Here is a 23,782-nt window from a genome sequence, read left to right as displayed (position 1 = left end):
ATATTTTGTGAAATATAAAGATATGCAAAATAAAAAAACTCACCAAATTTGGTGAGCCTAAGTTATTCTATTCCTGCATCATATTATCGCGGGTGTTTTTCTGAACGGCGATTGCACCGAATAAAGCCAGCAAAAATGCAAAGCCATAAAACCCTTTTTCACTTGGAAGAATGGTGGCATTCCAGAGACCAATTGCCAATAAAACGATTGATGATAGTGTGGCAAACCAGCAGATTCCGTAATAAATATCGGTTACTTTAATGTTTTCTAATCGGTCACGAACTGCTTTCTGCAAAGAAACTACAGCAAACAAACCGTAGAGTAGGATAGTAAAGTAATATCCTTTTTCGTTAAGCTGCATTTCAGCTCTTGCAAGCCCTACAATAAATCCGATCATTCCTGCGCCGAGCGCAATCCACGATGCCGCTACGAATGCAGTTGAAACTCCTTGTTTTTTCATTAATTGTTATTTTTGTTTATTATTGATTCAAATATATTATTTTTTAAATTAATGCTAACAATTATTTCATTGTAGGTTGAAATTTTTGAAATCAGTCGTAAATTAATAGCCCCGATAAAAGCGGCATCCTTTTTTTGGCATGGAGAAACCTCATAGGTTTTCAAAACCTATGAGGTTTAGCTTTGGAGAAAAAAGATACAGCGGATAGCGGGAAATAGCTTCTAAAAAAACAAAACTCTCCAAAAAGGAAAGTTTTGACTGGTTTTATTGAGTAATATATTCGTAATTATACTTTACGTAATTAGCTCCACTTAGGCTTTTTCCAATGACTTGTGTGGGCAATTGAGCATTATTGTACTGAATCTCATACACCACATTTTGATTTGGCACCCAGTTTCCTGCACTGTCTTTAAAGCTGATTTTCTCTGAAGTGTAATTATTTTTGCTTAATGCATAAGCACCACCCATCATTATTCTAAAATATTTGTTGGTAAAAGTATACGGATTGAGCTGATTGTCATACAGATATTCATTTTTTGTGAAAAAAGTAATCGTACCACCCAATTCTGAAGTTTCCACTGTAATATTGTCTCCATTGTAAGTATATGAAGAGATACTAGGATTGCTGCAGTTTGCAGTTTGGCAAAGGGTAGAGGTCGCTACTTTTCCGTTGCTATAGGTGTAATTGATCGTTCGGTTTAAGTTTGTGTCGCTGTAAATTGCTTTTACATTTTGAAGCTGATCATTATTATAAGTGTAAAGCGCATAATATTCTAATGTACCATCTGTTTTATAATAATTGGTCTTTACTGGTTTTCCAGATGAATCATACTCGTTGATTGAAGATCTTCCCTCAGATAAGGTTTTTATCAATTGTCCCTGACTATTATATTCCAAAGTTGAAACTGTTGTTTGAGGACTTGCAGGATTGTCGTAATAAACCGTTGTAATTTTACTCAACAATGTTCTTTGTTGTACAGGATCTGTGATTATCTCATTTTCAACAGTATCGCTACAACTATTAAAAAATACAGCAGAGCCCATTAAACCCAGGAAAAAATACTTCTTCATTTTTAAATTTTAGTTTTCAAAAGTAAGAATTCCTTAGGATGTTTTAAAATATTACAAAGAAAAAATCCCACTATTTTGAATAATGGGATTTTATAATTTATTTGAGATGCTTCGCAAAGCTCAGCATGACAATAATTGTTTAGTATCTGTAATACTCAGGTTTGAAAGGTCCTTTCACGTCAACACCGATGTATTCAGCTTGCTCAGTAGAAAGAACTTCTAACTCAACGCTTAATTTCTTAAGGTGAAGAGCTGCTACTTTTTCATCTAAATGCTTAGGCAACATGTACACTTCGTTTCCGTAAGCTGCAGAGTTGTTCCAAAGTTCGATTTGAGCCAAAGTCTGGTTAGAGAAAGAGTTAGACATTACAAAAGATGGGTGACCTGTAGCACAACCAAGGTTTACCAATCTACCTTCAGCAAGAATAATTACTTCTTTACCTTCGATTGTGTAGATGTCAACTTGAGGTTTAACTTCAGATTTTGTAGAACCATAGTTTTCGTTCAACCAAGCCATATCGATTTCGTTATCGAAGTGACCGATGTTACAAACGATAGCTTTGTCTTTCATTTTAAGGAAGTGTTCTCCTCTTACAATGTTGAAGTTACCAGTTGTAGTGATTACGATATCTGCGTTATCAACTACAGTATCCAATCTTTTTACTTCGTAACCGTCCATTGCAGCCTGAAGTGCACAAATTGGGTCGATTTCAGTAACAGTAACGATAGAACCAGCTCCTCTGAAAGATGCAGCAGTACCTTTACCTACGTCTCCGTATCCGCAAACTACCACTCTTTTTCCAGCCAACATTACGTCAGTCGCTCTTCTTACAGCATCTACTGCAGATTCTTTACATCCGTATTTGTTGTCGAATTTTGATTTAGTAACTGAATCATTTACGTTGATTGCAGGCATTACCAAAGTTCCGTTTTTCATTCTTTCGTACAATCTGTGAACACCAGTTGTAGTTTCTTCAGAAAGACCTTTGATATCTTTTGTGAATTCAGGGTATTTATCAAAAACCATGTTTGTTAAATCTCCACCATCATCCAAAATCATGTTTAATGGTTTTCTGTCTTCACCGAAGAATAAAGTCTGCTCGATACACCAGTCGAAATCTTCTTCGTTAAGACCTTTCCAAGCATACACAGGAATTCCTGCAGCAGCGATTGCAGCAGCAGCGTGATCTTGTGTAGAGAAAATGTTACAAGAAGACCAAGTAACTTCAGCACCCAGAGCAACCAAAGTTTCGATCAAAACTGCAGTCTGGATTGTCATGTGAAGACATCCTGCGATTCTAGCTCCTTTCAATGGTTGAGATGGTCCGTATTCTTCACGGATTGACATCAAACCTGGCATTTCTGCTTCTGCAAGGGTAATTTCTTTTCTTCCCCATTCTGCTAAGGAAATGTCCTTAACTTTATAAGGAACGTATTGTGTTGTTGTACTCATATCTTATGAATAATTTAATTTCTAATTATAAAGTGCAAAATTACAACATATAATTTAGATACAAAAACAAGCTTTGAAGTTCCTTTTTATGAGATAATACAGCGTTAATTTTATTTGTTTTAAATCTAAATAGTGTATTTTTGCATAAAATAAATCTCTATTATGAATCATACAAATACTCAGGAAGAAGCTCAAAGACAGGCAAAACCTCTTGCACCTAAAGTAAAAGAACTGGTAGAAAGAACTAAAAGTATCATTATGGCAACAGTAGATGCTGAAGGAACGCCTAATTCTAGCTACGCTCCTTTTGTACAGGTAGAAAATACTTTTTATATTTTGGTTTCTTTCATGGCAAAACATACAAAGAATCTTGCTGACGGAAGAAAAACTTCTATTATGTTTATCGAAGATGAGTCTGCTACAAAGCAAATTTATGCAAGAGAAAGATTAACGATTGAAGCTTCTACTTCTCAGGTTGAAAGAGATTCTGAAACCTGGAATACTGTAGTAGCTCAATTAAAAGAAATTCACGGTAAAGTGGTAGACGTAATTTCTGAAATGAAAGATTTTATCTTGATCGGTCTTCATCCAACGAAAGGTTCTTATGTAAACGGTTTCGGAAGTGCTTATTTCGTAGATGAAAATCTTGAAATTATGGAGCACAGAAACGATCAGAATCACCAGAGTAAGTAGGATGATGGAAGCTGGGTATTGGATGTTTTACATGTTTACGCTTTAAGTTTTTCACTTTTAAATAATATTCAAATTCACTTAAGTCTTAGGATTTAAGTGAATTTTTTTGTTCATTAAATTTTTTAACGCAAAGATTTATAAGTTTTTTTAAAATTTTTAGGGGAGCAAAGTTTAATCAACAAAGTTGATTTGATAAAGCGAACGTCTATGCGAAAGCTTTATCAGCGACTTGTCGCAATTTTTTTTGCTCACTTAAAATAATTAATTAAAAAAATAAAATCTCTGCGTTAAAAAAACAGTAATCTATCTTGAGACTTCCATCATCCAACTTCCATCTTCCAACCAAAATTTTTTCACTAATTTTACCCAATAAACAAACCCATGCCTCTTTACCGAGATTTTTCTGATGATACTGCAACCATTCTGGTCTGGAAATACGACGAGAATGAGGAACTTAATATTGATGAACTTTTAGAGCCCGAAAATGCCGAAAAAGTAAAAGATTATCATCCTAAAAAATTGCTGGAAGTTTTAATGGTTAGAAAACTTTTGAAAAGCTTAAAACCCAATTCTAAAATTCTGTATAAAGAAAGGGAACCGTTTTTATCACCGAAAGATGCCGAAATTTCTATCACCCATTCTTATCCTTTTGCAGCGATTGCCATTTCTAAAAATAAAATAGGAATTGACATTGAAAAATTTAATCCTAAAATTTTAAGGGTTATTGACAAATTCACTTACGAAAATGAAAGAGGTTTTATCCCTTTTGATACGGAAGTTGTTTTTTATACAATCATTTGGAGCGTGAAGGAAAGTATGTACAAAATTCATCACTCCAAACATTGGTCGCTGAAAAAGCATTATGAAGTAAGACCTTTTGAATTAAAACATCTGCATCACATTAAATGTAGAGTTCATGATGATCAGATTTCAGACGAGCTCAAAGCAAGAGTGGAATTTTTTGACGAATATTGTTTTACGATTGTGGAAGAGTAGAATTTTCTTCGTTTCTGTACTTTTCAATTACTTTTCGCTGTTCCTTAGCAACATCATAAATCAATTCCAAAACATCGTGGATATTTTTCAGTTCAGTTAAATGAGAAATTTTATTAGGATCTCTTGTGTCGAAATGTTCATTTTCGAGAAGTTCAGTTTTTCTTTTGTGAAGCATATTTTCAATAGAAGAATCTTCAGGTTCAAGGCGACTGTCCATTCTTAAGCTTTCGGTGATCTTGTCTCCATTAAGTATCGCCGAAACCTGATTCATTTCAGATTCTATTTTTTTGCTCCAGCTTTCAGAGTCTATTTCGGGATATTCCTGATCACTTTTGGCATATTGAGATAATGAAGCTGTATACGCTGTAATCAAGTGTGAAGTTGCTACAAATTGATGGACTACTTCGAGTTTTTTCTGCTGATTTTTTGGATCAGAAATCATTCTCTGGAAATTATCCGAAAGATTGGCTAAAGAAATGATGGCGTTTTTACGTTTTACTTTATAGTCTTCTACATTAAAACCATCATTCAAAAACTTAGACATTACGCTGTGAAAATAGGTGAGATTAGATTCTGCAGATTTTTTCATTAAATCTAAATTCTGCGTATGTTCCCAAACAGGAAGTACAATATACGAAACCACAAAAGCGATAATTCCGGCGATAAAAGTATCTACAATTCGGTCTTTAAAAATAACATTTACATTTCCCGGATTTAAGAAATTAAAACTCATAAAAACATAAATCGTCATAAACAAAACCGCCCAGAAATATCTTCCTTTTAATAAACTGAAACATAAAATCATGCTCAACAAAAGAATAGCAAAAAGCACAGCATTAATGTGGATAAAGTACAATAAACCATAAGCAATCACCGCTCCTGCAACTGTTCCGTAGAAACGCAGAAGATTTCTCTGTTTGGTAATAGAGTAAGCCGGTTTTAAAATAGCAACAATGGTAATTAAAATCCAATAAGTATGACCAATTTCTACAAACGGAAGCAAAGAAACCAAATATCCCAACAAAAGTGCAACCGTAATTCTTATCGCATGACGAAAATGTGATGAGGTAAGAGAAATATTGCTTTTTAAAACTTTAAAATTAATTTTCTCTTCTTTAGGCATAAATTTCTTTAAATCTAAACCTGTAGAAAGACTTTTTGCAAGTTTTACGTTCTGAGAAAAAACCTTGTAAATCTCACTGATCTCTTTGGTGATTTCATTGATACGCATCATAATCTGGCGTAGAATCATGAAATTTTCCAAATTCTCGGGAGTCATTTCCTTATTTCTCAATTCGAAATAATGTACATTAAGCTCATGAAAGCGTACTTCAAGATTGAAAATTGGTCTTGCTCGTGTGCTGCTTTGTAAAGAGATACCGATGTTGGCAATTTCTTCGGAAAGGATATTTAAATAATCATGGATTTTAACTAAAATTTCGGTGTCTTCAAAACTTTCCTGAAGCTTTTTGTAATCGCTTTCAGAGGTCATCAGTTTCTCGTGAAGGTCCATTGAATTCAGAAACATCAGCATCAATAATCGGCTTATTGTTGTGGATTCATTTACGATGGTTCTTGTTTTAAAAACAGTTTCGCGGGTTTCTTCCTGAAGATTTTTAATGCCGATCTGCTTTGTAATAACTTGCAAACTGAGCTTATCGAAATCAGGATTTTTCTGGTAATAATTTGCTTTAATTTTAAGGAATTCTGCAAGCTGAAGATAATTTTCACCAATCATCTGACTTGCCAGTTTATACGGCTGAATTGTAGTAACAATAAGGAAAATCAACAAAAACCAGATACATCCGGCTGCAAAAATCAGTAAACTTTTCAGAATATTGGCGCCGGTTAAATGACCATCAATAAAGATGGCTAAAACGACTAAGGCTAAAGAACCTACAGCCGCTAATCTCTGTCCGTAAACTCCGATTAATGAGAAAAACATTCCGAAAACAATCACTTCCAGAAGAACAAGCGGAATAATTCCTTTCACCAGACTCGCAATTGACGCAACAACTACAAAGCAGAAAATAGCAAAAGTCAATGAATTTCTACGTCTGATAAATGGCCCCGGCTGATCTGTTAATGCAACAAAGCTGGTTCCCAAAGGAAAAAGAAAATATTCTTTGAGCAAACCGAAGTAGGAGAGAACTAAACACGGAATCACCGTCGCCAATGTAATTCTTATGGAAGAATATACATATTGGCTGGTTACGATTTTTTTGAGCTCCGAAGAATAGTTCATATTACAAAAATAAGAGTTAAATGTGAATTGGCAGGTTTACTTCGTACGTGAATTGTGAATTTTTATTTAAATATTTTATTAAAGCACACATAAAATGACAGCAAAGTACTGAAACAAAAAAAGCCTCATAAAAATGAGGCTTTTCAAAACTTTTTATATTCGTTTTTTAATAATCCACATTTGAAGTTTCATCACCAATGTTCCAAGTTAAACCGAAACGAATAGTGTTATCTAATGCTGTATTGATTTTAGACATATTGATCAAATAAGATACATCAAGACCGAAAGAACGGTATTTTAAACCAATACCTGCAGTTGCAAATTGTCTTGCTCCCTGCTCTTCGCTTTCGTGGAAATAACCTCCTCTTACAGCAAATGCATTGTCATAAGAATATTCTAATGCACCACTATACATAATTGAATTGGTATTTTTGAAAGATTTTCCGATACCTGCCATTACTCCAACGTTAGGAACCTGATAAATTGGCTGTCTTGTATTAGGATCCATACCTACATATTCTGATCCAGGAACCAAGATTTTAGATCCTTCTACAGAAAGACCTACTTTGTTCATGTCATCAAGATACATATCGTAACCTACACCAATCCTAGCCATTGTAGGAAGATAAGATCTAGAAGCCTCATCGCCTGTATAATCTAATTTCGGACCTAAGTTTGTAATCGAGAAACCTCCATTTATTTTACCATCCATATTTCCGAAGCTAGAAAACTTTGGAGATGTATAGTAACCTGAAACGTCTACCGCAAAAGTATTTGCCGGCTTCAGTGTAGTATCTGTGTTGAATCCTCCAGATAAATCTGAACGAATGAATCTACCTGTAACCGCCATAGAGTAAGAATCTGATAATTTCAAAGCATACGCAACGTCGATTGACATTTCGTTTGGTTTTGAAACCCCATTAGATGTTACTGTATTGTCTACACCAAGCTCAGTAAGTTCTACTTCCCCCATATTGAAGTAATAGATACTTGCAGAAATAGTAGATCTTTCTTCCTGACCTAAAAATTTATGGAAAGCACCGTACAATAAAAATACATCATTGGTTAATTTTCCCATATATGGAGTATAGTTCAAACCTACAGAAGAACTAGTTCTGCTAAAAGGATATTTTGCTGCATTCCAGAATTGCGAGAACGCATCAGGTGAAGTTACCACACCCTGATCTCCCATACCTCCTGATCTTGCATCTGGTGCGATTCTAAGGAATGGAGCTCCGGTTAATACAGGTCTTACCTGACTCAAATCTTGCGCGTAGCTTAAAAAACCAGCACTCAAACCAATCCCTAAAAGCAGTTTAGTAGTTAAATTCATATGTTGTCTTTTATATATTATCAGTTTTTTATTGATATTGTTGATTAATTATTTATTTACTTCAAAAGTACCATTTTTTCTACAGCCGTAGCACTTCCTTTGCATTTTTCTTGATTTTGACTTTTTGCAAATATCTTAAAAATATACGTACCTTTTGCAACTGTGTCACCAAAATCGTCTTTTCCGTCCCATTCAATTGCCTGACGTGGCGTTCTAAAGCCCTGTAGGAAAGGTTCTGCGACTACAACATTTGTTAAAGTTCTTACTAATTTTCCTGTAATTGTATAAATTTGAACGTTTACATCTAAAATATCATCACAATTATGTTCAAATTGAACGTATGTTTTATTGGTAAAAGGGTTTGGCCAGTTCAACGGTCTGTTAATGATTAAGTGTTGATCAGCTTCATCTTTAACTTCAAAGTTTAACGTTTCAGTTGTCGAATTATTGTTAATGTCCCAAACTTTAAATGTTAATTGATGTTGACCTAACGCCAAGTTTCTGAAAGGGTAGGTTACATTTCCTTTTTGATAGTCTGCCAAAGCAGGATTAATACACCCGTTTCCTTCACCTGAAGAGAAGAAATCATTTAAAACAATTGTGTTAATAATTTGACCGTCTAAATATACAGTAATATCGTGACCAACACCTGAACCTGTAGAATTTATTCCGGTATCATCATTCAGACATGCTAAAAGCATAGGATTCTGATCTGTGATTCCTCCATTTGCAAAATTAGTGTTGTTCATGTACAGTTTTATTTTTGGAGGTTCATTATCATTAATTCCGTTAGGATTAATATCTCCTACCTGTACAGGCTGGTTATTGAATACATCAATTGATTTATTATCTGCATACCCTAAGATTCTACCTTCTCCCACAGCGTAATTAATATCTTTAGGAACATAAAATTCTACAGTGAAAACTCCGTTTACTGCAGTTCCGGAAGCTTTTACAATAGCACTTCCTTCTTCTTTATAATTTAAAACAGGAGTCATCCCACCATCATTGTTAAGGGTCGTTTTATTTATTTTTTTATCGAAAATATTGATAACCACTCTACCATTGAAACTGGTATCTACAACACCACTTGCATTATTAATATGCCCCTTTACTTTTACAAAATCTAAACCTCTGATTAATCCTGGAACAGGAGTTTCGATCTGGTCGATTGCTAAACGTCTTACTGGTCTGCTCAATTTCATGGCAGGATCTCCGAGTAAATTTACCTTAAGATGATCAGCATGAGGTCCTTTAATATTTTTAGCAATTAAATGTATATCTCCAAGTGTTTTAAAGTCATCATTATTAAGATCAAACATTTCATGGGTTAGAATATCTGTAAATTCGATACCGTAGCCTACTCCTAAAGCTCGGCTAGAGGTAATCATTGTTGCAGGTCCACCTTGTTTTAATTTCATAAACTGTTCTCCTGCAGAGAAAGTTGACGGCTCATCCCAAAGTGTAAATTCACAGGTAATGGTTGATACAAAAGGAAAACGGCTGTAAACATTCGTGAAATTATTAGAATTCTGAATTTCAGTTGTTGTTAAAACTCTTTCCTGAGCCCATCCGTTGATACCACCATGACCGAAATAGAATAAATATAAACTGTTTCCGATATCGTTAGAAATTGCCTGATTTACCTGTGGATATCTTTGTCCTCCTGCAGTACTTTGCGCTTGAAAACCATCTAAGTAGAGTTTTCTTACATTGTATTCTTTTAATAAATTGCTTGCAGGGATTTCAAAGATATCTTTAAGAACGTTATCCACAATATTGTGGAAAGGTTGACCGCCGTCTCTGTCATCATCAACTACGAAATCTAATTTCATTTTCCACTCTCCAAAAGGAGTAGATTGTCCTGATAATGAATTATAGTAAGCCAGTGTTTTATCTATCATGTTAGCTGCTTCGGTGGGATTAGCAGCCGGAATTCTACCTACAGGCAAATCAGGAAGATTATGTGTTATTTCCGGAGCTGTTTGTGGTTTTGTCATTACAATATAATCATCTGTAACGAATGAGCTTATAAAGTCTGAAGATGATTCGCCCTGATAACTTGAAACAACATTCGTGTTACCCGAAATTCTGTTTTTATAATCATATGATGTATCGCCTAACAAAAATACATATTTAAGGCTTCCTAATGGCGTATTAAGTTTAGTTACAAAATCTCTTATCGCAGTAAGATCTCTGCTTCCGCTGCCGAATTCATTGTAAATCTTATCGGTGTCTACAATTTGAACACTAAAATTATTTTTAGTCTGATGATAGTTGGCAATTCTTTGCGCTTGTCCCATCATTTGAGGCGTTGTGATGATTAAATAATCTACATTTTGCAAAGCTGAAAGATTTTGATTGGCAATTCTTCCCACAAATTGAGGTGAAAAGGTTGCATCAGCTCTGAAAGCGACAAATTCATTATTGAAATTGGGGTCAGAAGTGGCGTATCCGAAATTAAAATTTCCACTTCCAATAGCTTTGTTTACTCTTCTGTTGGCATTTGTAATATCAGTTACATCCCAGACCTGTTCCAGATTTCCTGTATTAGAAATACTAAAACCGTAATTCGTATTAGTGCCGCTTGCCAAAGAAAAATCTCTGAAATTCATCTGGGTTCCGTTGAATTTTAAATCTTCTTTGTATTGTACTTCGGCATAATCCAAATAAAAAGCCCCATTTGGATTGGTTGAAATATTGGGTGCATAATTAATTGTAAGTTGGTTTCCTGAAAGATTAGTTATGGTACCACTATAATTAATAGGGAAATAATCATAAACATAATTAGGATCGTTTGGAGGAACGGCTTTAGGTGTAGAGTTTTGAGTGTTGATATTAAAAGTAATAGAGTTTTGCTGAGCTCTCCATCCTACAACCTGAGTTCTGTAACGTATAACGTCAGTTCCCTGAATAGCCGAACCTAAGTTGAAAGTTACTGCTTTATCAGTTGAAAAGCCTTGATCTTCTACCCAAATTCTTCCTACTTTCATTAAATTCTTCTGGTCATTATTTACAACCTGATAATTATCAAATCTAGAAATAAGAGCTGTTACCGGAAGATTTGCATCAACATTTTGTACCCTCTTTCCTGCTCCTTTATCAAAATTAATATAATAATAAGAAAAGTCTTCGTAGATATTTTTTACGTTTTCACTTCTATCATTCAGCCTTGTATCGGTTCTTTTAAAACCATTTCCGTTTGCTTGATTATAAAGATTGTATCCATTTGGTCCCTGAGCGTAAAAAAGTGCATAATCACCATCATTCCAAACATTATCATCTTCACCCACTACCTGAATGGCATTTTCCTGTAAAGCACTGTATTTTACATCCTGGTTGAATTCAGGAAGCATTACACCACCATTTCCGTAGATTCTAAAATTTTTCGGATTGATATTGGCAGGATTCATTCCGTTATCTCTCAAAAACTGAGTGGTTATTTTGAATACTCCCGATTTATCAACTTTAATTTTATAAAAACTACCGCTGGATAAAGGGTTTTGAGTAGACCCTACTTTACCAGCCACTAAAGGGGCAGATGAATTGCTTTCAGAAATATCAAAAGAAGACAATCTTAAGATTCTTCCTTTAACATTTTTAAACAATCCTACCTGTATGCTTGCGTATCGTTCGCCTTTAGAATAATAATAATCGATATTTGAAATGTCAAAATCCTGAATAAGATCTTTATTCAATTCAAACAAATCTGTAGAAGAAATAGATTCCCAAATAAGATTAGAAACACGAAACTGTTTTTCACCTGCTTTTTGCTTATTTATGATGAAAATATTATTTTGGCTGTACGAAAAACCTTCGTTTTTGAAATTTGGAAGATTCTTTTTAGTCTCACCATAATCTTGAATTTTTGCTCCGTCCCAATTAATGGGCACTCTTTGAGCCCAAGAGGTTGATACCAAAGCAAATACAAGTAAAAGAGTGATTTTTAGTCTCATGTTGATGTTTGAAATTTCTAAATTACAAAATAAATGAAAATTTTATAATTAATATGTGATACCATAAAATTAATTTGTTAAGATTTTTCAAAAAAATCAAATCTTTATTTGATTTATTGAATAATTTATTTTTTCTTTGTACTTTGAATAATATTTATATCGACTATGAAAAAACTAAAGTTGTTTTCATTAATAGCATTGAGTTCTACACTTGCATTAACTAGCTGTGGTGGTTCTGGAACTTCCGGAGGCGGGGGTACCAAAAAATTTGTCAGTAAGACAGGTTGGAAACCAAACGAAAAACAGGGTTGGTTTTTTGCAGGAAAGCAACAGAAGCAAAAAGGTTGGCCGGGAATGGTATATGTTGAAGGAGGAACTTTTACAATGGGATTAGTGAAAGATGATGTAATGCACGATTGGAATAACTCGCCTCGCAGAATGCAGGTTAGTTCGTTCTTTATCGGTGAAACTGAGATTACTAACTACGAATACCGCGAATACCTTACATGGTTGAAGTATGTATTCCCTCCAAGTGATCCTAGTTATAAAGAAATATACAACGGTGCTTTACCGGATACTTTGTTATGGGATAATAAATTATCTAGAAATGATCTTAATGAAACTTATTTCAGAGATCAAAACTATGATTATTATCCGGTAGTAGGAGTTTCTTGGACTCAAGCAAACAGATATTGCGAGTGGTTGACAGACAGAGCAAATGAAAAAGCTTTGATGCAAGCAGGTATTATTGCAAAAGATTTGTACATCAACGAATCTAATAACCAAGGTGGAACTGCATTCAATATGGATAAATTCAAATCGAATGATCCGGAAATGCAAGGGTACATCAATCAGCAAAGAATGAATCAAAGAACTGGTATGAAAACTACCAATCAAAGAATTCAGGCTGCAAACGGAGCTCCTAATGCTGCGATGGTTACCAAATTCAGACTTCCTTCAGAAGTTGAATGGGAATTTGCTGCTCTTGGTATGGAAAAAAACAGAGAGTACAACAATTACTTAGAGAAAAAACCTCAGGTAGACCTTCTTAGAGGTACCAAAGGTAAAAATAGAGGAATGATCCTTGAAAACTTCAAGCAAGGAAGAGGAGATTACTCAGGACCTGCTGGATGGAAAAATGATGGTGCTGCTCAAACAGCAGATGTAAGACAATTCCCTTCAAACAACATCGGTATCTATGGTATGTTTGGAAACGTTGCAGAATGGACGGCAGATGTGTACAGACCAATCATTGATGAATCTGGAAGTGACTTCAACTATTACAGAGGAAATATGCCTCAAGCTATCGTAAGAAACGGTGACGGAACTTACAAAATGGTAGAAGAAGGTAACATGAAATATGATACTTTAGCTGACGGAAGATTAGTTTACAAAAACTTGCCTGGTCAGTTTGAAAGAGAAACTATTGCAGATTACAGAAACTACAGAGATGGTGACAAACAGTCTTCATTAGATTACAGAAACGCAAACGATTCTGCTACATCTTTCAATATGTATAATGCTCCTGTTAAGAAGTTTATTGTTGATGCAAATGGTAAAGTAGTATTACAAAAAGATACTAAAGACAGAACATCAGCGGTTTCTAACGACGTTAGAGTTGTAAAAGGTGGTTCTTGGCAAGATTCAGCATATTGGTTGGATCCGGGACAAAGAAGATACAAAAATCAGTCATCTGGTTATGGTTGGATCGGTTTCCGTGTTGCACAAGATGCTAGAGTAAACGACAAATCTAGAACGAGAAGATAATATTTATCAAAATACTTAAAAAAAACCTCCCATATTTTCGGGAGGTTTTTTTATTTTTGAACCATGAAATCGCTTTACCAAAATCGATGCAGATTTAGCGATTACACACAAAAAAAAACATATATTTTCACATGAATACAGAACAGTTTTATCCTATTTTTTTAAGCGCAAAAAAAGTAACTATTGACAGCAGAAAAATAGAAGAGAATGATATTTTCTTTGCGTTTTCGGGAGATAATTTTGATGCGGCAACATTAGCTCAAAAAGCTATTGATTTGGGTGCTTTAGCTGTTATTGTTGAAAATAAAGAATTTGAAAATTCGGAGAAAAATATTTTTTATGTTTCTTCAACCTTAGAATTTTTACAAGAATTGTCTATCCATCATAGAAATCAATTGAATATTCCCATTATTGGTCTTACCGGAAGTAATGGTAAAACTACTACAAAGGAAATTATTCATGCCGTCCTTTCAGAAAAATATAATGTGCAGTACACTTTCGGAAATTTAAATAATCACATTGGTGTTCCGTTGAGTATTCTTTCTATTAAACCGGAACATGAAATGGCTGTAATCGAAATGGGAGCCAATCATCAGAAAGAAATAGGGTTGCTTTGTACTATTGCCCGTCCTAATTACGGATACATAACTAATTTCGGAAAAGCACATCTAGAAGGTTTCGGAGGATTTGAAGGCGTTATAAAAGGGAAGTCTGAATTGTATGATTATCTTAAAAATGCAGATCAAACCGTTTTAATTAATGAAAATGATCCTATTCAGGTTGAGAAAACTCAAAATTATGCACCAAAAATAACCTTTGGAAAATCAGATTCTGATTATTATTTTGAGGCTTTTTCTGAAAATAATTTTGTCGGGTTACAATATCAAGATCAAAAAGCTTTATCAAAACTGACAGGAGAGTACAATTTTACCAATCTTTGTGCTGCTGCAAGTTTAGGTCTGTATTTTGGGATAGGTTTTAATAAAATACAATCTGCTATAGAATCTTACACTCCAACGAATATGCGATCTCAGGTGGTGAAAAAAGATCATAAAACTCTGGTTTTAGATACCTACAATGCAAACCCGAGTTCAATGTCTGCTTCTCTACATAATTTTGTCACTTTTGAAGGCTCAAAAACAATCGTTATCGGCGATATGTTGGAATTAGGAGATGAAAGCGAAAAAGAACATCAGAATATTCTTAATTTAGCTCAGGAGTTAGGTTTCAACGAAATTATCACTGTTGGAAAACAATTTAAAAACGTCAACAAAAATTCTGCGGCTTTTGAAAGTACAGATGAATTAATTCAATATTTAAAAGGCAACAAAATTCAGTCAGAAAATATTCTGCTTAAAGCTTCAAGAGGTATTTCTTTAGAAAAAGCAATCGATTTTATTTAGATTTTGTATCCCAAAATTCATTAATAATCAATTTTATATTTTGAAACGTGTTTGGAAAAACTTCATTCTCAATCTGAGTGGTGTTTTTCCAGGCAACTTCTGTAATTCCTTCTTCTAACTGGGGTTTTGAGGTATCTTCACCGTCAAAAAACATTTCAAACCAATGGGTGTGTTTCAAAACACGGTCGCCGTTTCTTTCAATATAAATATGATAGGTTGTATTGATAAAATCTCTGAGTTCTACATTTTGTAAATTGGTTTCTTCCTCAATTTCTCTTATTGCAGATTCTTCACGAGATTCACCTTTTTCCATTTTGCCTTTCGGAAGATCCCATTTTCCTAATCTTCTGATGAAAAGTGTATCTCCGTTTGGCTTATTTACAATTCCTCCTGCAGCCTCAATAATTCTGAAAAGTTTTCTAAATTCTTTCCAGATCTCATCAATCTGTTCGCCGTACACATTAAGCTCGGAAGTCGATGTGTTCTGCAAAAGATCAAGGGCAATTTCTAAAGTTGTGAAACTTTCGTAATTTAAGACTTTCTCTAAGTTTTCAGGGTTCTTAGATATCAATAATTTTTTTTCGTTCACAAAAACTTTATACATTTGTAGTAATTTAAATACAAAAATAAAAAATGAATTTAGAAGGACGAAAAATTATTGTCAATAAATCATCTAAAGATTTATCTGAGTTGCTGAAATCTCCTGAAAATTATAAAGAATTTATGCCGGATGGTCTTCAAAAGTTTGAAACCAGAGAAGATGGCTTTAAATTCGGACTTCAAGGAATGCCTGAAATTGCACTCAAAATAGATGAAGTTACAGATGAAAAAGCTGTTTTGAAATCGGCTAGCTCAAGCTTAGATTTTGCTCTTACAGCAACTTTGAAACCTTTGAACGAAAATCAGACTGAAGTACAGATGCTTTTTGAAGGAAAATTTAATCCTTTTATCAAAATGATGGTTGAGAAACCGCTTCAGAATTTCATTAATACTTTGACTGATAAAATCGAAGCTTATAAATAAAACGAAAACCTTCAGAAATGAAGGTTTTTTTTATGCGATAATTCCGGAACTGTGGTTATGTGAACTTCCTGTTGCCGAAGCAAGAACGTTGGTTTCATTATTCAATCTGAGAACGCCCATAAAAGCAAAGATTAAAGCTTCTTTAAAATCAATAATCTGTTTTTCGGGAATAATGATTTCTGTATTCGTTTTGCTTTTTATTTTTTCGATCAGAAATTGATTATAAGTTCCGCCTCCTGTAAAAAGTACTTTATTAAACTGATGAATATTGAAGATTTTAGAAATTTGTTCAGCAGCGTGTTCTGTAAAAGTCGCTAAAACATCTAAATTTTCAATCCCTGAAAACAAGGGGAATACATTTGCATTGCACCATTCAATTCCCAAGGATTTTGGATGAGACAGCGCATAAAACTCCAATGAATTTAATTGTTCTAATAATTGAGGATTAATATTTCCTTTTCTCGATAAATCGCCGTTTTCATCGTAATCTTGACCAAACTCCTGAACTAATTTATTTAAAAGAATATTTACCGGAGCAATATCGAAAGCGATTCTTTCTTCATTGATTTTAAATGAAATATTCGAAAATCCACCTAAGTTAAGGCATGCATTGTAATCCGAAAACAATAACTCATCACCAATCGGAACCAAAGGCGCTCCGTTTCCGCCCAGTAAAACATCCTGAGATCGGAAATCGTAAATAACAGGAATTGGAGTTTGTGATTTTATAGCTCTTCCGTCACCAATCTGAAGGGTAAATTTTCTTTGAGGTTGATGAAAAACAGTATGACCATGAGACGCAATCAAATCAATATCTGAAAGCTGGTTTTTCGTAATGAAATCTTTGGTAATTTCACCTAAATAAAATCCGTATTCTGAATGTAAGGCTAATAAATCCTGTGAAGATAAATAAATAGAATTTCTAAGCTGCTCCTCTAAAACTTTAGGGTAAGGAATCGTTTCAGCTTTGATGATTTCAAATTTCCAATAAGAATTCTCTTTCCAAAATTTTGCAAAGCAAATATCTAAACCATCTAAACTGGTTCCCGACATTAATCCTATTGCTTTATAAACAGTCACTGGTTAAGGTCTTGGTTGTGCAATTTTAGCCTTGCTTACATCAAGATCTCCAGAATTGTTGAAAAATTTATATTCTGAGAAATCGTCTTTAGCGGTCATTCCGTTTGCATGCACAAGAGTTGAACCATCTTCCATAGTTGCGTAAACCGTGTCTCTTGTGTAGATTCTGTTTTTTTTCTGATCCCAAAAAACACTTTGTGTAGCAAATCTTTGTCCATCGCTGGTAAGAATTCTTACATCGCCTCTTGCTTCGTAGAATTTTTTGTAATCGTACATTTTTGCATATTTTGCAGTAATGTTGCCAGGTTTTTTAGGATTTTTTTTATCAAAAAACTCTATTTTCATTCCTTTTTTGGCAACAGTATAAGGACTGTCGATCAACTCGTATTTTTCAATAATCGGAGCCGTTGCTTTTAGGGTAATAAAACCAGAATCTCTCTGTATAATTTTTGCATTGTGAATAATCTGCGATGGGAAGTTTTTTTCGTTGCCACCTTTTGGCTTGGTAAGGTCTTCTTCGCAGGATGTGAATATAAAAAATATAGCACAACTAAAAAGGTATGCTATATTTTTAAAATTTATGTTTGAAATAAAATTCATTCTTAGTTGTAAAGCTGTTTTCTAAACCATCTGTCAGCAAAATTGAAACCAACTTTCAGGTTAACAAAATTCTGATTAATCAGATTGTTTTTAAGCGTTCCTCTTTTTCCTAATTCTACACCAATTTCAAGACCACTCATTCTTGTGATACTGCTATTTTTGAATGGTAGCATTACTCCTCCTGATATACCAAATTTATTAATGCTGTTTCCGGCAATTTCAAGACTTCCTTTTTCATAGAAAGCTCCATAACGGTAAACAACTCTTGAGAAGTAACTTCTAAAGTTGTTATAGTTTGGTAAATACCAACCTCCGGCAGAAACTCTGTAAGAATCCTGATAATCAAAAGTATTACCGAAATAGCTGATAGATTCTCCTTTTTTATAATCAATCTGTCCTGAAAGGAACCAATGGTTTTCACTTCCGTATCCTACACCTATTGAAGCCTGAAGTGGAAGTAAATTGTTTGAATTGGTATTTTTTTGATCAATAATTGTTTCTCCCGCTTTTGTATCAACATCACTGTAATAATAAGTACTGTTAATATAATTGGTGTTCATATTACTTGTATTACCAAATGTAGCAGTTGCCCCAATGGTCAGTTTACGATCGGTACTTGTATTTATACTTTGATAACTTGTACCTAATGTAAAGTTGAAATTTTTAATGCTGTTTTTGGTTTCGTAACCATTTATTAATTCAGCATTAGAATTTGAAAATTCGTTTAAATCATAAAGATTACCAAAATAATAATTAGCTCTTGCTCCTACAGCAAATTGAGAATTGATTTTATAAGATAGGGCTAACTGAGCGGTATTTAAAGTTCCGCTACCCTTGAATATATTTCGATTGATTGCTCCATCAATTGTTTCATCATGTACTACCTCATAGCTTTTAGAACTATACGGTTGGTAAAGGAATCCCATTTTTATTTTTGATGAAATAGGAAAAGCGATAGATATATTAGATAAATACGTAGAATGTTTGGTAGACTTCGTATTATTATAATCAGTTTTAAAATAATTGTTTTCGTTAGTAGCTTCAAGCTTAATACTTGTTAACTCAAAATTACTGTTATTAGCAGGGTTTCCGAAGTTAAAATTACTGCTGAAATCACTTATAAAAGCAGTTGAGATCCCTCCCATAGAGGAAGTTTCAATCGTATTATCATATTTTACATCACCAATTCCGTAAGTTGCATAAGGTGAGTTGCTCAAACTTTGCGCGTTAAGGAAGTACCCCACTGAAATGAATGATAGTACAAAAATTTTTTTCATTCTATATTTTTAAAATAATGCGCAAATATCTTAAATATTAATGAATTGTAAAAATTTACTGAGGTTAAAGTTTGTTAAGGGTGAATTTGTAATGAATTGTCAATGAAAAATTAGCTTTACTGTCAATTTTTTAAAGACATTAAAATTAACTATTTACTTGCGAAGCAAAATTAGCACTTGACTCGTTACCCTTTTCAAAAATTCTTATCTTTGAAACATGAATTGGGAAAACATCGCCGGACAAGAAAATCTTAAAAAACTTCTTCAAGACAGCATCACCGAAAACCGAGTAAGCCACGCCCAGCTTTTCATAGGAAAAGAAGGCTACGGAACGATGCCTTTGGTTTTAGCGTATGCAAAAGAAATATTAAAAGGTGAAAATGAGCATGCTGCATCAAAAGTAGAACATCTTAATCACTTAGATTTACACTTCAGCTTTCCTGTTTTTACCGATAACAGAAACTCATTAAGCAAAAATAAATTTGAGGAATTCAGAGAAATGATCTTAGATTTTCCTTACGCGAGTTTTGACGATTGGACTGCCGTTCTGGAATCTGAAAATAAACAATTTTTTATTTCTGCAGATGAAATAGATGAGCAAAATCAAAAATTTTCTTTAAAAAGTTTTGAAGGCGGAACTAAAATTCTCATCGTTTGGCGTGCTGATAAAATGAATACAGCGGCATCCAACAAGTTTCTTAAATTTTTGGAAGAACCGCCAGCAAAAACAATTATTCTTTTAACGGCAGAAAGCAGTGACGATATTTTACCAACGATTTTATCAAGAACGCAGCTGATTGAAGTTCCAAGAATCAATGATGAAGATTTGGAAGTTTATTTAAAAAATAAATTTAATATTTCAGATGAAAAAGGGAAGGAGGTTGTGCATCAGTCACAAGGAAATCTCAATGATGCCGTAAAATTTCTAAGTTCACAAGATAAAAATCCGGAGTTTGAAAAGCTATTTGTACAGTGGGTTCGTGATGCATTTATGGTAAAAAAGAAACCGGAATATCTTAAAAACATCATTATTTGGGCAAAAGAAATTGCAGGCTGGAACAGAGAAAAGCAAAAAAACTTTCTCAACTATGCCTCAGAAATTTTCAGATTGGCTTTATTGCAAAATTATCAGTCTGAAGAATTGGTGTACAAAAAGATTGATGCCAATGGTTTCAACTGGGCTGGTTTTTCAAAATACATCAGTGGTGCAAATATTATTAATATTTTAGAAGAAATAAATACTGCCGATTTACATCTTACAAGAAACGGTAATCCTAAAATTGTATGGACAGATTTGGGAATTAAATTATCAAGATATATTCACAAGAGTTAATAAATTCTGGCTGTCTAGATAAATATTAAAAAAGAATTATCGTTGAAGATTGTTTTTAAACTCTAAATATTCCTTTTCCATAAAATCGGGATTGCTCAGCTGAACACGCATAGATTCTATATTTTTTACTGTAGACTGCAATGCCGTTGTAAACCATGGAAATTCCTGACTTAAAGAAGTGAGTTTGGCAAGCGCACGCAAACCTGTGTTTTCAGATTCAGATAATTTTACTGCATGTTCGTAACGAAAGACAGGGCAATAATAATATTCCTCTGCAACATAATCCCACATCTCAAGATCTGCATCGGCGTTAATAAGATAAGCCATTGCAAATACTGACGAATCGAGATAATTTTCTGAAAAAATAAAACAATCGAATATATTTTGTGATTCATTTTGTTTCATTTTCTTTTCCAAAACATCACCAATAATCTGATGGCTTTTTTCTCTTTTTACGGTGTCTTTAGATAAATGAAGTACACTTGCGTATTCTACTTTTGCCAAATCATTGCCGGGAAACTTTTCGTAGGCTTTTTCTGCGTAAGACAATGCTGAATCATTATCCAGTAAAACTCTGTAAAGTTTAGAGACAGCCACCAATTCTTCTACAGACAACTTATCTTTTCCTTCAACCTTTTTCCTGAAATAATTCAATGATTTTGTAGCATATCTGTCTTTCGTATATCGTTCTATTATTTGCCAGTCTTCCAGTTTTTCAAGTTGAGAATTATCCCAAAATTCATAGAGCACAGACATTCTGTCCCATTTAGACTGAATTTTTGCCCACTCAGAAAATATCTGAGAATAAGCAACGTGTGGCGGAATACTTTTTCCGTTTTGATCTTCGATGCCTAAACTTATATCTGAAGAAGGATCTGAATGATATCTTTTATAAGCTTCTACAATTTCCAGATCGAATTTTGCTCCGGATTCTGAAATTTTAACAGATTGATCTTCTGCGGGAGGATTGATTTTCTCCGTCTGTTTTTTTCTGCCGAAAAGAAAACTGAAAAAGCCCATAAAAATTGATTTTAAGTAAATATAAAATTAATTGGAAATATATAAAGAATTAAAAATAAATTAAAAAATCAATCAATCGTTTGATTTTAACAAAAAAGCGTTGTACATTTGCACCCGAAAATTACTAAAGATGATTTCAAAAGAAGAAAATATATTATTCGCTGCAGAAAAACTATTTGCGGAAAATGGTTTTCAGGGAACTTCTACAAGAGAGATTTCTAAAGCTGCCAATGTAAATATTTCAATGATTTCTTATTATTTCGGTTCTAAAGAAAAGCTTTATGAGAAATTGGTGGAGTACAGGATGAATGAAGGACAGTTTTTTTCTAAAGATATTTTAGAAAGAACAGATATTAATGAATGGGAAAAGATTGAAAGAATTGTTGATCAGTTTGCTGGCAGAGTAAGGCATCACAAATGCTTTTACAGAATTATGCAGAGAGAGCAGCTTCATACAGAAAATCCTCAGATTGTGGAATTTTTAAAGGAAACTAAAATGAGTTTCATTTCCATGTATTCCAAAATTCTGGAAAGCGGAATTCAGAAAGGAATTTTCACCAAAAACCCTCCCATTTATTTATTACATTCTACCGTAAGCGGAACGTTGTTTTACGCATCAAATGCCAAAGGTATGTATAAAGAATTTCTTAATAATACTGAAGATGAGGAAGCTTTTGAGGAAAAATATTATTCAGAACTCAAGAAACATATAAAACATATTTTAAAAGACCTTTTAGGTTATGAAGAGAATAAATAACTCAGCTATTGTACTGTCCCTTTTCGTAGGAATGATGTACACCAATGCTCAGGAGAAAAAACAGTTAAGTCTTGATGAGGCGGTACAGTTGGGAATCCAGAACAGTAAAAGTTTAAAAATAGATGCTGCCAAAATAGAAGAAGCTACAGCCGATCTTTTGGAAGCAAAAAACAGACAGCTTCCGGAATTGAAAGTTTCGGGGAGTTATATGTATCTTCCGATAAAACCGAACATCGATCTGAAACTTCCAGGAGTTTCTGCAGCAGGAGGACCGGAAGTTCATCAGGTTGCCTATGGTTCGGCAAATCTTAGCGTTCCTATTTACAGCGGTGGAAGAATAAAATACGGAATTCAGTCTGCAAAATATTTGGTGGAAGCATCAAAACTGAGCACTGAAAATGATAAAATTGCCATTGCATATAATGTAGCTCAGGCTTATAATAACTTATTTAAAGCCAACCAATCGATTAAAGTTTTAGAAGAAAATCTTACGGCTTCTCAAAAAAGAGACGAAACTTTTCTTAAGCTTGAAAACAACGGAGTGATTGCAAGAAATGACCGTTTGAAAGCAAATCTTCAGACTTCAAATATAGAACTGCAGTTATTAGAAGCTAAAAACAATTACAACATTGCCAATATCAATATGGATTTGCTTCTTGGTCTTCCGGAAACTACGGAGATTGAGGTGGATAAAAACTATGTTGATGAATCTGATGATGTAAAACCTGTTAGTTTTTATCTGAATGAAGCGAGAGAAAACCGTAAAGATCTTCAAGCTTTAGATCAGCAAAGAAAAGCCGCAGAATTGGGAACGAAATCTGCAAAAGCAGAAAATCTTCCTTCTATTGCATTTACAGGAGGTTATGTTGCTGCAGATATTCCGAAATTTTTAACGATTTATAATGCCGTGAATGTTGGAGTAGGAATTTCTTACAATCTATCAAACCTTTGGAAAGAAAATTCAGCTTTGAAGCAGTCTAAAGCTAGAGAAATGCAATTGTCTGCAACCAACGAACTGTTGAACGATAATATTAAATTAGATGTCAACAGAGAATATCAGAATTCAGATTATTCTAAAAAAAGAATTACAGTTTTCGAAAAAGCAGCGGTACAAGCTAACGAAAACTACAGAATTACAAAAAACAAATATGATAACGGTCTTGCAACCATGACAGAATTATTGGATGCAGATGCGGCTCAGATTGCTGCCAATGTTGGCGTTATCAATGCAAAAGCAGATGCTGCATTAGCGTATAGAAAACTATTGCAGACTACAGGAACTTTAACAATCAAATAAAAACAGACAATATCCAAA

General features: G+C 33.9%; 19 protein-coding genes. 8 read left to right on the top strand and 11 right to left on the bottom strand.

Annotation, left to right across the window (positions count from 1 at the left end):
• Positions 1 to 67 precede the first annotated feature (67 nt).
• The 3 genes from yiaA to ahcY form a co-directional block, all read right to left on the bottom strand.
• Positions 68 to 460, bottom strand: coding sequence for an inner membrane protein YiaA (yiaA, locus tag BUR17_RS08020; RefSeq protein WP_074229781.1), 393 nt, complete (start codon positions 458 to 460; stop codon positions 68 to 70).
• 264 nt (positions 461 to 724) lie between these two features.
• Positions 725 to 1,531: a hypothetical protein gene (locus BUR17_RS08015; RefSeq protein WP_074229780.1), complete on the bottom strand. Its 807-nt coding sequence runs from the start codon at positions 1,529 to 1,531 to the stop codon at positions 725 to 727.
• 139 nt (positions 1,532 to 1,670) lie between these two features.
• Positions 1,671 to 2,984: an adenosylhomocysteinase gene (gene ahcY, locus BUR17_RS08010; protein ID WP_074229779.1), complete on the bottom strand. Its 1,314-nt coding sequence runs from the start codon at positions 2,982 to 2,984 to the stop codon at positions 1,671 to 1,673.
• 162 nt (positions 2,985 to 3,146) lie between these two features.
• Here ahcY and BUR17_RS08005 point away from each other — a divergent pair, with 162 nt between their 5' ends.
• Together BUR17_RS08005 and BUR17_RS08000 are read left to right on the top strand one after the other, a co-directional pair.
• Entirely contained in the window at positions 3,147 to 3,677 is a 531-nt protein-coding gene (locus BUR17_RS08005) for a HugZ family pyridoxamine 5'-phosphate oxidase (protein ID WP_074229778.1), read from the top strand.
• Between the two features lie 381 nt (positions 3,678 to 4,058).
• Positions 4,059 to 4,673: a 4'-phosphopantetheinyl transferase family protein gene (locus tag BUR17_RS08000; protein ID WP_074229777.1), complete on the top strand. Its 615-nt coding sequence runs from the start codon at positions 4,059 to 4,061 to the stop codon at positions 4,671 to 4,673.
• Here BUR17_RS08000 and BUR17_RS07995 read toward each other — a convergent pair.
• From BUR17_RS07995 to porU, 3 genes are all read right to left on the bottom strand, one after another.
• Positions 4,654 to 6,918 carry an FUSC family protein gene (locus BUR17_RS07995; protein WP_074229776.1) on the bottom strand — a complete coding sequence of 755 codons (2,265 nt, stop codon included), beginning with the start codon at positions 6,916 to 6,918 and terminating at the stop codon, positions 4,654 to 4,656. The genes BUR17_RS08000 and BUR17_RS07995 overlap by 20 nt on opposite strands.
• Before the next feature lie 166 nt (positions 6,919 to 7,084).
• A complete protein-coding gene (porV, locus tag BUR17_RS07990) occupies positions 7,085 to 8,251 on the bottom strand; it encodes a type IX secretion system outer membrane channel protein PorV (protein WP_074229775.1) in 1,167 nt (388 codons plus the stop codon).
• 56 nt (positions 8,252 to 8,307) lie between these two features.
• Positions 8,308 to 12,207, bottom strand: a complete 3,900-nt coding sequence (gene porU, locus BUR17_RS07985) for a type IX secretion system sortase PorU (RefSeq protein WP_074229774.1) — start codon at positions 12,205 to 12,207, stop codon at positions 8,308 to 8,310.
• A 165-nt stretch (positions 12,208 to 12,372) separates the two neighbouring features.
• Between porU and gldJ the strand changes: the two genes are divergently transcribed.
• Together gldJ and BUR17_RS07975 are read left to right on the top strand one after the other, a co-directional pair.
• Positions 12,373 to 13,974 (top strand): gliding motility lipoprotein GldJ, encoded by a 1,602-nt coding sequence (gldJ, locus tag BUR17_RS07980; RefSeq protein WP_074229773.1) that lies wholly within the window; start codon positions 12,373 to 12,375, stop codon positions 13,972 to 13,974.
• Positions 13,975 to 14,105: 131 nt separating this feature from the next.
• Positions 14,106 to 15,377, top strand: a complete 1,272-nt coding sequence (locus BUR17_RS07975) for a UDP-N-acetylmuramoyl-tripeptide--D-alanyl-D-alanine ligase (protein WP_074229772.1) — start codon at positions 14,106 to 14,108, stop codon at positions 15,375 to 15,377.
• On the opposite strand, the gene BUR17_RS07970 is transcribed toward BUR17_RS07975, so the two are convergent.
• Positions 15,370 to 15,981, bottom strand: a complete 612-nt coding sequence (locus BUR17_RS07970; RefSeq protein ID WP_074229771.1) for an NUDIX hydrolase — start codon at positions 15,979 to 15,981, stop codon at positions 15,370 to 15,372. The genes BUR17_RS07975 and BUR17_RS07970 overlap by 8 nt on opposite strands.
• A 29-nt stretch (positions 15,982 to 16,010) precedes the next feature.
• Here BUR17_RS07970 and BUR17_RS07965 point away from each other — a divergent pair, with 29 nt between their 5' ends.
• Entirely contained in the window at positions 16,011 to 16,400 is a 390-nt protein-coding gene (locus BUR17_RS07965; RefSeq protein ID WP_034674362.1) for a hypothetical protein, read from the top strand.
• 30 nt (positions 16,401 to 16,430) lie between these two features.
• On the opposite strand, the gene BUR17_RS07960 is transcribed toward BUR17_RS07965, so the two are convergent.
• The 3 genes from BUR17_RS07960 to BUR17_RS07950 are packed head-to-tail and all read right to left on the bottom strand — an operon-like array spanning position 16,431 to position 19,357.
• Positions 16,431 to 17,480: an anhydro-N-acetylmuramic acid kinase gene (locus BUR17_RS07960; RefSeq protein ID WP_074229770.1), complete on the bottom strand. Its 1,050-nt coding sequence runs from the start codon at positions 17,478 to 17,480 to the stop codon at positions 16,431 to 16,433.
• A gap of 3 nt (positions 17,481 to 17,483) precedes the next feature.
• Complete coding sequence (gene lptC / locus BUR17_RS07955) at positions 17,484 to 18,080, bottom strand: LPS export ABC transporter periplasmic protein LptC (RefSeq protein WP_074229769.1); 597 nt, start codon at positions 18,078 to 18,080, stop codon at positions 17,484 to 17,486.
• A gap of 2 nt (positions 18,081 to 18,082) precedes the next feature.
• Complete coding sequence (locus BUR17_RS07950; RefSeq protein ID WP_074229768.1) at positions 18,083 to 19,357, bottom strand: hypothetical protein; 1,275 nt, start codon at positions 19,355 to 19,357, stop codon at positions 18,083 to 18,085.
• A gap of 217 nt (positions 19,358 to 19,574) precedes the next feature.
• Between BUR17_RS07950 and BUR17_RS07945 the strand changes: the two genes are divergently transcribed.
• The gene (locus BUR17_RS07945; RefSeq protein ID WP_074229767.1) at positions 19,575 to 20,690 is read left to right on the top strand and encodes a DNA polymerase III subunit; all 1,116 of its coding nucleotides are present in this window, start codon (positions 19,575 to 19,577) and stop codon (positions 20,688 to 20,690) included.
• A 36-nt stretch (positions 20,691 to 20,726) separates the two neighbouring features.
• Here the strand turns inward: BUR17_RS07945 and BUR17_RS07940 are convergent, their stop codons facing one another.
• Complete coding sequence (locus BUR17_RS07940) at positions 20,727 to 21,710, bottom strand: hypothetical protein (RefSeq protein ID WP_074229766.1); 984 nt, start codon at positions 21,708 to 21,710, stop codon at positions 20,727 to 20,729.
• Between the two features lie 130 nt (positions 21,711 to 21,840).
• On the opposite strand from BUR17_RS07940, the gene BUR17_RS07935 reads away from it, so the two are divergent.
• Both BUR17_RS07935 and BUR17_RS07930 read left to right on the top strand, forming a co-directional pair.
• Positions 21,841 to 22,467, top strand: coding sequence for a TetR/AcrR family transcriptional regulator (locus BUR17_RS07935; protein ID WP_074229765.1), 627 nt, complete (start codon positions 21,841 to 21,843; stop codon positions 22,465 to 22,467).
• Positions 22,451 to 23,764, top strand: coding sequence for a TolC family protein (locus BUR17_RS07930; RefSeq protein ID WP_074229764.1), 1,314 nt, complete (start codon positions 22,451 to 22,453; stop codon positions 23,762 to 23,764). The genes BUR17_RS07935 and BUR17_RS07930 overlap by 17 nt, the downstream gene beginning before the upstream one ends.
• The last annotated feature ends 18 nt before the right edge of the window (positions 23,765 to 23,782 follow it).

This window comes from Chryseobacterium scophthalmum (assembly GCF_900143185.1).
GTDB lineage: Bacteria > Bacteroidota > Bacteroidia > Flavobacteriales > Weeksellaceae > Chryseobacterium > Chryseobacterium scophthalmum.
This window is presented reverse-complemented; position numbering and strand designations above follow the sequence as displayed.